Raw genomic sequence first — 13263 nt, 5'->3', positions numbered from 1 at the left:
ACAAAAAATAAGTTTAAATTGTAAAAGACCTTATATTAACCTATAAGCATTAGAATTAAACGTTTAAATTTTACAAACAGCACAAGTTGACATTAATATATAATAAAGTTAAAATCAGTGATGAAACTAATAAAAAAAGAGGAGAGAAAAGGTAGTGGCAGACTTAAAAAAAGAGATAGAAAAAAGAAGAACTTTTGCAATAATATCTCACCCAGATGCAGGTAAAACAACTCTTACTGAAAAACTGTTATTATACGGGGGCGCCATAAGACTTGCTGGTTCTGTTAAGGCAAGAAAGGCTTCAAAACACGCAGTATCTGATTGGATGGAAATAGAAAAACAAAGAGGTATTTCTGTAACATCATCAGTAATGCAATTTAACTATAATAATTTTTGTATAAATATATTAGACACACCAGGCCATCAGGATTTTAGTGAAGATACATATAGAACTTTAATGGCAGCAGATAGTGCAGTAATGGTAATAGATGCAGCAAAGGGAGTTGAAGCACAGACTAAAAAACTGTTTAATGTATGCAGTTTACGTGGAATTCCCATATTTACATTTATAAATAAAATGGATAGAGAAAGTAAGGATCCTTTTGAATTAATGGATGACCTAGAAAATGTTTTAGGAATAAAATCCTACCCAATGAACTGGCCTATAGGATCCGGTAAAGACTTCAAGGGAATATATGATAGGGAAAAAAGTCTAATAGAAGTATTTAATGGCGGAAATCACGGTCAAACAGCAGTAGAATCCATAGAAGGCTCTGTAGATGACAATGTTTTTAAAGACTTATTAGGTGAAGCTTTACATGAAAAACTAAAAGACGATATAGAGCTTTTAGATATTGCAGGAGACCAATTTGACATAAAAAAAGTTAGAGAAGGTTCACTTACTCCTGTATTTTTTGGAAGTGCCCTCACCAATTTCGGGGTAGAGCCTTTTTTAAAGGAATTTTTAAATTTGACTACAACACCTCTACCAAGGAAATCAGACATTGGGGAAGTAGATCCTTTTAGTGATGATTTTTCTGCTTTTATATTTAAAATACAGGCAAATATGAATCCTGCACATAGGGATAGAATTGCCTTTATGAGAATATGTTCAGGTAAGTTTAAGAAAGGTATGGAAGTATTTCATTTCCAGGGAGGAAATAAGGTAAGGCTTTCTCAGCCCCAGCAATTCCTAGCTCAAGATAGGGAAATAGTAGAAGAAGCTTATGCAGGGGATATACTAGGTGTATTTGATCCTGGAATTTATAATATAGGAGATACATTATGTCCTGCAAATAAAAAATTTAAATTTGAAAGCATCCCGGTGTTTGCCCCAGAACATTTCGCCAGAGTAAAAACCATAGATACCATGAAAAGAAAACAATTTATAAAAGGTATAAGTGAGATTTCAGAAGAAGGTGCAATTCAAGTATTTAAGCAGTTAAATATAGGGATTGAGGAAATCATCATAGGTGTGGTTGGCGTTCTTCAGTTTGAAGTGCTAGAGTACAGAATGAAAAATGAATACAATGTAGATATAAAAGTCGACATGCTTCCTTATAGAGCTATAAGGTGGATAGAAAGCTCTTCTATAAAGGTAGAAGATCTTGTTTTAACAAGTGATACTAAAAAAGTAAAAGACCTAAAAGGAAGAGACCTTTTAATATTTCAAAGTGAGTGGTCTATTAGTTGGGCACTTGAACACAATAAAGGCCTTGAACTATCAGATATAGGTAAAACAGAATAAAATAAGCCAGCTTTAATTTCCTACTGAATTGAAGCTGGCTGTTTTCTTAGTAAAAATTTTATTTACTTTGAAACAGGAATAAATCCTATCTTTTTCTGCATTTTTCTAAGTACCTTGCTTGATACATAATAAGCCTTTTCTGCACCTTTCTTATATATGTCCTCTAGATATTTCTTATCTTGAAGGAACGCATTAACTTTATCCTGTATTGGCTTTAGTTCACCTATTAAGGCTTCTGCAGTATCATTTTTAAATTCAGCATAGCCTTTGTCTTCATATTTTTTCTCTATCTCCTCATGGCTCATTCCAGTTACAGCACTCATTATATTTATAAGATTTTTAACTCCTGGTTGGTCATCATTATATTTTACTTTTCCAATACTGTCAGTAACACACCTATTTATCTTTCTTTTTATATCTTCTGGTTTATCCATAATAAGTATGTAACTGTTAGGATTATCTGATGACTTAGACATTTTCTTTGTAGGATCTTGTAAATCCATTATTTTAGCTCCATCCTCTGGTATATATGCTTCTGGCATAGTAAATGTAGGACTATACAGATTGTTAAACCTCTCCGCTATATCTCTAGTTAATTCTACATGCTGTGTTTGATCCTTACCTACAGGAACAAGGTCTGCATTATAAATCAATATATCTGCTGCCATAAGTACAGGGTAGTTTAAAAGTCCTGCACTTATAGAACCACCATTTTCGTATTTTTTAGATTTACTCTTATACTGAGTCATTCTTTCCAATTCTCCTACATAAGTAAAACAATTTAAAAGCCATGCTGCTTCACAGTGAGTAGGAACATGAGATTGAATAAATATAGTATTTTTTTCTGGATCTATACCTGCTGCTAAATATATTGCAAGCACTTCCAGGGTTCTCCTTCTCAAATCTTTTGGCTCCTGCCTTACAGTTATTGCATGTAAATCTACTACACAAAAATAGCAGTCATATTTGTCTTGAAGTTTTACCCAATTTTTTAAAGCTCCAAAATAATTTCCTATAGTTAAATTTCCTGAAGGTTGAATGCCACTAAATATTACTTTTTTCTTTTCTTCCATGATTATTGCCTCCCTTTAAGCATTTATAAAAAAAATCCCTATGATATAAAAATCATAGGGCGTATTTACCGCTGTACCACCTAAATTCAAAAAGATAAAATTACATCTTTTTCTCATATGGATTACAAAATATCCTGTCTTTATAACGTAAGACTTACGGTTAAAACTACTAATTTAATTCATTTTTCTCCTCAAGAATCCATTCAATTCAAGCATAATTACTGTAATTTCACCTCATACAGCTCTCTAAAAATCTGTTTTTAAATTTACTTGCTTTCTTTCAAAGGATTTAAACTATATCGAATATTATCATATATTCTACTATAAACCTGTAAAAAATGCTATGGAAATTTTTACCTGGGTTACATATATACTTTTACTTCATGCTCGCCCTCTCTTAAAAAAGGTATTATACCTTGTGAAACCTTGTTTCCATCTAACCATATTCCCTTTTCATTGTCTTTTAAAACCTGTATGTTATAAATACACTTTCCTCTCGTGTATTTCATACTAAAACCATTCCAACTGTCTGGTATACAAGGAGAAACTGTAAATCCTAATTTTTCTTTGAATTTCATTCCAAGTATTGACTCTATTCCAGTTCTATACATCCATCCTGCCGCACCTGTATACCAGCTCCATCCTCCTCTGCCTGTATGAGGCTCAACTGCATACACATCTGCTGCCATAACATAAGGTTCCACTTTATAAACCTGGCAATTTAAATATGTGTTACTGTGGTTTATAGGATTTATCATAGAAAATGCACTATATGCCTTATTATTATATCCCATTTTAGCTAGTGCCAAAATTGACCATATAGCAGCGTGGGTATACTGGCCTCCATTTTCCCTGACGCCAGGCACATATCCTTTAATATAACCTGGTTCTAAATCGGATTTATCAAAAGCCGGGCTTAAAAGCAATATAATTCCCTTATCTCTTCTTATGAGATTTCTTTCCAAAGCTTCCATAGCTTCTTTTGCTCTAGACTCTTTTGCGGCCCCTGATATAACAGCCCAAGATTGAGAAATTGAATCAATTTGACACTCTTCATTCATTGCAGAACCAAGTGGAGTTCCATCATCAAAATAGGCTCTTCTATACCAGCCGCCATCCCATGCATTTTTTTCTATGTTTTCTCTTATAAATTCTTTTAGCTCTGAGTACTTATTTGAACTTTTCACATCTCCTTCAAATGTGCATATAGGTATGAATTTATCTAGTATATTATATAAAAACCATCCAAGCCATACACTTTCACCCTGTCCTTTATTTCCTACAGTGCTCATACCATCATTCCAATCTCCAGAACCAATAAGTGGTATATTGTGACTTCCAAATTTAAGGGATTTTTCAATTGCTTTTATACAGTGTTCATATATCGTTCCGCTTTTTTCTGACACATTTGATATATTATATCTTTCATCTTCTCCATCTTGAAGGGCAGTGTCTTCCAAATACAAAGCTTTTTCAGATAATATGCTGTAATCGCCTGTATTTTGTATATAGTCTTCTACTACATAAGGAAGCCAAAGTAAATCGTCGGAAAATCTAGTTCTAATTCCACTTTCAACAAATGGATGCCACCAATGCTGTACATCTCCCTCAAGATACTGTCTTGAAGCACTGTATATTATGTGTTTTCTAGTTTCAGATGGATCTATATAGCAAATAGCCATTACATCTTGAAGCTGGTCTCTAAATCCATAGGCACCTCCAGATTGGTAAAAAGCTGTTCTTGCCCAGTATCTGCAAGCTATAATCTGATACATAAGCCACCCATTCAACATTATATTCATGGATTCATCTGGCGTATCCACTTGTATAGTTCCAAATAATTTTGACCAATACTCCTGAACTTTTTCTAATTCCATATATGCATTTTTTATACTACTATATTTTTCAACTACCCTTCTCACTTCTTCAGAACTATCTTCTTCTCCAAATAAAATTAGTACCTCTTCTTCTGAATTTGTATCCAATTCTACTTTTACATTCTCAGCTAAACAAGGATCAAATCCTGCCCCTACTTTATTAGAAAATTGTTCACCTTCCAGTGCTTTAGGTTTAGATATATCTCCTCCCCTACCTATAAATTCTTTTCTACTAGCAGTATAAGAAAGTTCTTCTCCTCCTAAAATTTTCATGTAACATATTCCTTGATTAAAGTGCTCACTATATGGATTTCTAGCATATATATATTCCGATTCCTTGTTAAATCCTGTACATATATACTGTGCTGTCTGCTCATGGCAAACTCCCAATACTAATTTTGCATAATAAGTTACTGAAATCTTTCTTCTCTTTCCACTTATATTCTTTAGCTTTATTTTAAACACTTTTGCGCTTTCATTCATATCAGCAAAAACATCCATTTCGCCTACTATCCCATTAGCCTCATGTTTAAAATTGGAATACCCAAATCCATGTTCTATTACATACTGTCCAGAATCTCTTATAGGTTCAGGAGATATACTCCATATCTGTCCTGTAACCTCGTCTCTTAGGTAAATGCTTTCAGACTCTCCATCCATAACTGGATCATTTGACCAGGTTGTAAGTTTATTTTCCCTACTATTTTTACTCCATGTATAAGAAGTACCACTTTCAGAAATATGGAATCCAAACTTTTTGTTTGAAATTACATTTATCCATGGAACCGGAGTATGATTATGATCCTTTAGCACTATAATGTACGATTTTCCTTGTGAAGAAAATCCCCCTACCTCATTAAAATACTGAAGCTCTGGAAGTTGAAAATGATAAGAAGATTTGTTTTTTAAGGCTAAGCTTGTGTTTTCACCAATCTTCTCCATACTACCCTCTGGTAAATATATACTATCTTCAATCTGCTCAAACAGTTCTCCCTTATCTCCATCTATTACAAGTTTAGATATGCCTATAAGGAGTTCTATATCTTCTTTCTTCATAGTATCTTTATTATATAAAAATATTCCCCCATCAATATTTTTCTTATATCTTGAAGCTTTAGAATTCACAGCATCCCCCAACTTATTTTGAAGAGGTTGCATATATGAGCTATCTTGTAAATTTATAAAAACTAAATCTACCGACAACCCTTTCCACATCCAGTACTCATGTGCACTTAAAAGCTGTCTCACAAGTGACATGTGATTTTCATTCCTTATAACGGCAAGTACTATAGGTAAATCACCTGAAATTCCATAAGCCCATAAAGCAGACTGTCCTTTTCTTATATTCATAATATATTCTTTTCTTTGCTCAAGGGAGCTATTTAAGAATAAAATCCTTGAGACCATTTTTTGATACATATTTATTTGATTGGATTTTATACCCAAATACTTCATTTCCATCTGAGATTCTGTCCAGGATAGTTTAAATATTCTATTTATATTAAACATATCCCTATACTTATTTGCAATTTCGATTGCCTTTTCTCTGGAGCCTGTAATTGCAGTAGTATATGCTACCTTGCAGGTCTTTCCTGGATCTACAGCTATTCTTACCCTAATGCTTATTACAGGATCAATTACAGCTCCTACGGACTTAGTAAGCTGCACATCATTATCCATTGCCCTTGGGTTTCTTAGATTTCTATTTCTTCCTATAAACTTCATTCTGCTGGTCTCATACTGGATTGAACCTAATTGTTCTCCTTCCACTGCTATAGTCTGCACTAACCATGGTCTTTTTTCATCCTTTTTTCTAGGTCTTCTGCTTGCAAGTAAACATACAGGATTGTGTATAAATTCAGTCTCTATAAATAATTTCTGGAATGCAGGGTGAACCAAATCCGCATTATAAGGTGACAAGGTTACTTCCATATAACTGGTTATTTCAACTTCTCTCCTCTTTTCACCTGTATTTGTAATAGAAATTCTTCTCACTTCACCTTCTTCTTCTTGGCATACAGTAACTTCTGTATAAGTTCTTAAGTTTCCATCTTTTCTTCTAAATTCTGATTTATCAGGCGAAAATATCACTTCATATTCCTCTCCTTCATGTTCACAAGGTTCATAAGCAGCACTCCAATATTCATTTGAATTTATATTCTTTATATAAAAAAACATTCCCGTATCATCTTTTGTGGCATCCTCACGCCATCTATAAATTGTCATGTTACCTCTTTTACTATATCCACTGCCGCTATTGGTTATCATCATAGAATAATTGTTACTAGAAATTATATTCACTACTGGTATTTCTGTAGATGCTCCGGTAAACTTTCTAGCAATTACATTTTCATTCTTTACTATAGGTTTTTCATTTGTACTATGTTCTTCATGATTATAGATTATGTTCTTAGGAATCTTCTCTTGAAGTAAAAGTTCTGCAGATTTTACCCTAGGAATTCTATGAAATCTTTCCTGAAGTACATTTTCCATAAGCACATTATCCAGTGACATAAAACTCATTCCCTGATGATGTATCATAAAGCATTTTACCAGAGCACACTTTTGCTTTCTTGCAAGTCTTTCCCTAGTATAATCTATAGCTTCATAAAATCCATATCTGCCCTCAGCCTTAGATTTTATAAGATTTTTTACGTTATAAAATGCACTTTTAAAATCAACCTGAAGAGCCATTAAGGATGCATAAGGTGCTATTACCAATTCATTAATAAGTCCTCTTTTTAATCCAGCTGCCGGTATTCCAAAAGCCTTATACTGATATATAGAATTTATGTCAAAGTCATAGTAAGCAGATTCTGAAATTCCCCAAGGGACTCTTCTTTTCTCACCATATTTTTTTTGAGCTTTAACCACATATTCATAGGTTTCACTCAACAAAGTATTAGGGAAGCTTTTCATAATTATAAGTGGCATTAAATATTCAAACATAGTTCCAGACCAAGAAACTAATGCCTTTCCACCTCCCATAGAAGCCATGGATCTACCAAGGTTAAACCAGTGGTTTTGTTTAATCTCACCTTTAGCTATAGATACAAAGCTAGCCTGCCTTGCCTCAGATGCTAGAAGGTCATAATAATTTTTGCCAATAGTATCCTTTTCAACATCATATCCTATAGCAAAAAGCTGTCTTTTTTTACTATAAAGCATACTAAAATTATGTTCTTCATCAATGGTTCTCAATTTTTCTATTACATTTTTTACATTAGATATAAAATTACATAAATTTAATTTACTGTCCAACAATAATTTTTTCAAATCATCTTTATGTCTATTTTCTTCTTCTGAAGAGTCTTTTTTATTACCTTTATCCATAAGATTAATCAATTTATCAAAAGCTTCTGGAAGTTCTCTTAAAGGAATTTTAGTTGCCAATTCGTTCAATTCAGGCCTAAAATCATGAAATTCCTCATTTTCATTTATTAAATAAATCCAGGGGAAAAATTCATTTAATTCATCCACAAGTTTACAGGTCATATTTTTAACTTTCTCATTCCAATATAAGTTCTTACCAGCCCCTATAAACTTCACACATTCTGTATTTAAATCCTGCAATAAACTTTCTAAGGAAAATACGGTTAAATTGTCCTTAGAAAGTTTATCTATAAAATTACCATAAGCATATTCAATTTTAAGTTTACTATATAATTCATTTTGCGCTAGCTTCAAAGTATCCTTAAATCCATCTGGCAAATTTTTATTTATTATAGGATAGCTCAGATATTCTTCCAGTGATTCTTCCGTAAGCCACATGTATGCCACTAAATTCCCGCTATCAACTGTAGATATAAATCTAGGCCTTAGAGGAACTTTATTTTTTATGTCATACCAATTATAAAAATGTCCTCTATACCTTTCTAAGGATTCCATATTGGATATTATATGGTGGAGTCTATATATGAGCTCTTTTATGCCTATATATCCTAAGTCGTAAGCAACTATATTAGAAGAAATCCCCATAGCCATGTTAGTAGGAGAAGTTCTGTAGGCTACTCCCTTATACGGTTCTTCCTGATAATTGTCCGGAGAAAGCCAATTACTTTCAGGTGATATAAAATCTTCAAAATAAGCCCAAGTTTCTCTTCCCAATCTTCTCAATATATCTTTTTCTTCCTTATGAATATCTTCCTCAGTATTTTTTCTCTCATTGCTTATATTAAATGCAATCCACGGTGAAAAAATCCAGATTATACAGGAAGGTACTACCAAAACAGCATCTTCTACAGAGCTTCTAAAGCCCAAAAAAGCTATAATAATACCTAATGCACTGCCTATCCACATAGACCTTAAATAACTTTCCAATCCCTTTTTACAAGTGGCCTCTGCATCTGCTGCAGTCTGCCATTGGAGCAAATTTTTTTTACTTATAAAAAGCCTGTAAAGAGTTCTAATTATAGCATCCAACATTAAATACGCCTGATAAGGTAGAAAACTTAGTATTAGAAAGAATTGTTCTACTACAGTTTTAAAATTACTTATTTTACCTGAAAGTCCATTTCCCCTTATAGGAGAAACTACTGTTTCAGATACGTCAAAAAGTATAGGTGAAAGTATTGAAACAAAAGCTACCACCAAAAAATCATTTAAATTTTTAAATAATGTCATAGACACTATAATTAACACCATTACGGAGGGTGCTATAATGCTTCTTCTTAAGTTATCTATTATCTTCCACTTTGATAACCTATTTAAAGAACTTTTTTTAAATAACCAGGGAAGCAGCTGCCAGTCTCCTCTTACCCACCTATGAAGTCTTTTACAACTGGTATTATAGTAAGCAGGATATCCATCTACAAGTTCTATATCAGTCACAAGAGCAGCTCTTGTATAAGATCCTTCTAAAAGATCATGGCTTAATACAGAATTTTCGGGTATTTCACCTTTTAAAACACTGTTAAATACATCTACATCATAAATACCTTTACCCGTAAATATACCTTCGTCAAATAAATCTTCATACACATCAGAAATAGCATTTGTATATACGTCTATTCCTGTTTCGCCTGAAAATATACTGGAATGAAGAGTTTTATTTGCACTTAATACACTGACACTTACTCTAGGCTGCATAAGGCCGTGTCCCCTTATTACTTTTTTACCGTCACGATTCAGATAAGGTATGTTTAGGGGATGAGCCATAGCTCCTATGAGGAATTTAGCTGTGTCTTTAGGCAATTTAGTATCTGCATCCAAAGTTATAACATACTTTACATCATATAAATTTTTTATGTCACCACTTATAACATCATAACTTGTATTATCATTTCCCCTTATAAGAGAGTTGAACTCCATAAGCTTTCCACGTTTTCTTTCCCATCCAATCCACTTTCCCTCTTTCTCATTATATTTCCTAAACCTGCTTAAAAAATAAAATTTGTCTTTTTGCCCTTGAGAATATTGCTTATTTAATTTTCCTATTTCATTTAAAGCTGTATCTACTATTAATTTATCATCTTTCTCTTCTCTTTCAAGGCTATCCTTAAAATCACCTAATAGTGCAAAATACAAATTTTTTTCTTCATTTGCTAGATAATAAACCTCTATATCACCTATAAGTTTTTTAACCTGCTTAATATCGTTTATAATAGCAGGTATTACTACTACCGTACTAAACTTTTCAGGTACACCATCTCTAAATTCAATTTTAGGTATAAACCTGGGTTTTACAAGCTTATTTACACTCCAGTTGAATATAGATATAAATATATCACTTAAAGGTATAAAGAGTACAATTGCTCCTAATATATATTTCCACAAAGATAAATTGTCTACATAAAAATTTATACCACTTATGAGCGCATCTAGAAAAATAGTTCCAAATACAATACTACCTATATAGAAGTTAACCGTTATATTATTTCGAGCTTTGTAATGCAAATTTTTATATTCTCTTGTACTGTCTTTTATTTTTTTATCAAGACAGCTTATACCCTTATCGATTAAATAATACCCTACATGTTTTTCATATTCTTCTCCACAAGCTTCTTTTGCACACTCTATAGCCTTCTTGGCTATAAAAGATTCAGGTATGTTTATATTTTTAGACATTTTCTCTATTCTATGTCTGTAATAATCCTTAGACTTAAAATCCATTTCACTGTAAATTCCTGCAGGATCCATTTTCAATATTTCTTCTACGTAGGACAATCTTTCAAAATTTTCTTTCCAGTTCAATGCAGATATTTCTACCATTCCACTTATGGAATTTTCCATAGAAATCTGGCATATACCCTGCTTTTGGTGATTTATATTTACCATCCTTTTAACGCTGCTATCTTCTTTATCTAGCTCTTCATCTATCCAATTATATATTTCAGCATTTCTTATAAAATTATCCCTTAATGTTTTAATGAATCCTTCTGTAAAATGGGGTGTAAATTTAATATTTTTATCCTTTAACTTATTAATTATTTCATTTTCATTCTCTTTAGAATTTATAATATCCTCTGCTTCACTTTTTGCCCTCTTTCTTTCTTTTTGCATAAATACCATACGATCAGTTATACTACTTATATTTTGAATCAAAGCTATCCTTATCATTATAGGTATTGCCCAGAGTTCTCCACTTCTTAATATTGTGTTTTCCTGATATGCATTTATGAATGTCTCTATGGTATTTTCTTTTACAGTTCCCTGAGTCTTTGATAACATTTCCCTAGCAATGTAGTATATTCTAGGGAAGCCTTTCATAGTGCCTTCAGTCATTACAGGAAGATTTTTATAATATTTTTCAGACATATTATTTTTTATATCTTTGTATTCCTTTTTTACCAGATACAAATTATCTAAAAGCCATTCGGCACAGGATACTATTTCCTCTCTATCTTTAATTTCCTCATCAAAAAAATTGTATCCAGCTAAAATTCTTCCATAACTTTTATCCAAACTCTTTATTAATTGCTTCTTGCAGCTTCTTCTTTGAACTGCAGACGGAACAGTTGATATTTCTCTAGCATATTTCTTTAATTCTTCTCTATCAACAATTAGTGTAGAAATATCCTCTCCTACATTTTCATTTCTACAATCAACCCTATTGAGTTTGCTATAAGTCATCATGAGCAATAAAATTATCCCTATACCTATAATGCATACAATGTAAAGCATAAAAAATCCATCCTTTCCTGTGAAAAAGAATTTTGCTTTGATTATTGTTCCCAATAAAACCACAAAATATTAATTCACACTCAGGATGGATTTAAATTATAACATTATTTCATTTTCTATTAAATCCTCAAAGGTTTGTCTTTTAGCAATTAGCCTTTCCTTTCCTTCCTTTACTAAAACTGCTGCAGGTTTTGGAATCTTATTATAATTACTAGACATAGAATATCCATAAGCTCCTGTGGTAAACACAGCTAATATGTCACCACTTTTGCTTTCTGGGAGTTCCACATCTTTTATTAATATGTCTCCCGATTCACAGGATTTTCCTGCTATGGTAACTGTTTCCTTTACGCTGTCATTTACTCTATTTGCTAAAACACATTCGTACTTTGCACCATACAAAGCCGGCCTTATATTGTCCGCCATGCCTCCATCTACAGATACATATTTTCTTACACCTGGAATATTCTTTATAGATCCTACGGTATAAAGAGTTGTTCCTGCATTACCAATTATAGACCTGCCAGGTTCTATCACAAGCGTAGGAAGTTTTAAATCAAGCTCTTTAGCTTTTTCCTTTGCCTTTTGAAGTATAATACTGCAAAAATCTTCTACAGATTTAGGTTTATCCCCTTCAGTATAGTATATTCCAAATCCGCCGCCAAGGTCTAATTCCTCTACTTCACAGCCCAATTCATCTTTTACTTTTTTAACTAAATTTAACATAATTTCAACTTCGTCTTCATAAGGTTTGGTTTCAAATATTTGAGAACCTATATGACAGTGGATTCCAGCAAATTTTAAATTAGGAAAATCAACTGCATTTTTTATTATATTCATAACTTCATTATTTAACATTGTAAATCCAAATTTAGAATCTATTTGACCAGTTTTTATATAGTCATGGGTATGAGCCTCTATTCCTGGTGTCACTCTAAGGAGTATTTCTTGTATTTTTCCATATTTCTTTGCTGCGGAATTTATCTTTTCCATCTCATAGAAATTATCTACTACAAACTTACCTACTCCAAGTTTTACTCCCATATCTATTTCATCTAAAGTTTTATTATTTCCATGAAAATAGACTTTTTCCATAGGAAAGCCGCTTTTTAGTGCAGTATACAATTCTCCATCTGATACTACATCCAAATACAATCCCTCACTGTTTATTATCTGACACATAGCCAAAGTTAAAAAGGCTTTACCTGCATAAGTGACCTTATTAGCTTTATCAGCCTCGAAAGACTTGTAATATCTCCTGCACCTATCCCTTACTAATTCTTCATCCATTACATAGAGAGGAGTCTTAAATTCTTTCACTAATTCCCCCGTACTCATCCCACCAATGTATAAAACATTGTTTCTGATCTCCATACTACCCATCATTTTCACACTGGTTTCCTCCTAAAAGTTTTTAAATATGCTCTTAATTTCATAAGCATAC

Annotated in this window: 4 protein-coding genes; 1 reads left to right on the top strand and 3 read right to left on the bottom strand. The window is 32.5% G+C overall.

The window, feature by feature from the left end; genetic code table 11:
- Positions 1-154 precede the first annotated feature (154 nt).
- Entirely contained in the window at positions 155-1747 is a 1593-nt protein-coding gene (locus tag CLCOS_RS20020; protein WP_063601112.1) for a peptide chain release factor 3, read from the top strand.
- Between the two features lie 62 nt (positions 1748-1809).
- Here the strand turns inward: CLCOS_RS20020 and trpS are convergent, their stop codons facing one another.
- The 3 genes from trpS to lysA form a co-directional block, all read right to left on the bottom strand.
- The gene (gene trpS / locus CLCOS_RS20015; RefSeq protein WP_063601113.1) at positions 1810-2820 is read right to left on the bottom strand and encodes a tryptophan--tRNA ligase; all 1011 of its coding nucleotides are present in this window, start codon (positions 2818-2820) and stop codon (positions 1810-1812) included.
- A 362-nt stretch (positions 2821-3182) separates the two neighbouring features.
- A complete protein-coding gene (locus CLCOS_RS20010) occupies positions 3183-11819 on the bottom strand; it encodes a GH36-type glycosyl hydrolase domain-containing protein (RefSeq protein WP_063601114.1) in 8637 nt (2878 codons plus the stop codon).
- A gap of 96 nt (positions 11820-11915) precedes the next feature.
- Positions 11916-13202 carry a diaminopimelate decarboxylase gene (gene lysA, locus CLCOS_RS20005; RefSeq protein WP_430392623.1) on the bottom strand — a complete coding sequence of 429 codons (1287 nt, stop codon included), beginning with the start codon at positions 13200-13202 and terminating at the stop codon, positions 11916-11918.
- Positions 13203-13263 lie beyond the last annotated feature (61 nt).

Source organism: Clostridium coskatii, assembly GCF_001675205.1.
GTDB classification, from domain to species: Bacteria; Bacillota; Clostridia; order Clostridiales; family Clostridiaceae; genus Clostridium_B; species Clostridium_B ljungdahlii.
The sequence above is the reverse complement of the archived record's forward strand: the minus strand, read 5'-3'. Positions and strand labels throughout refer to the sequence as shown.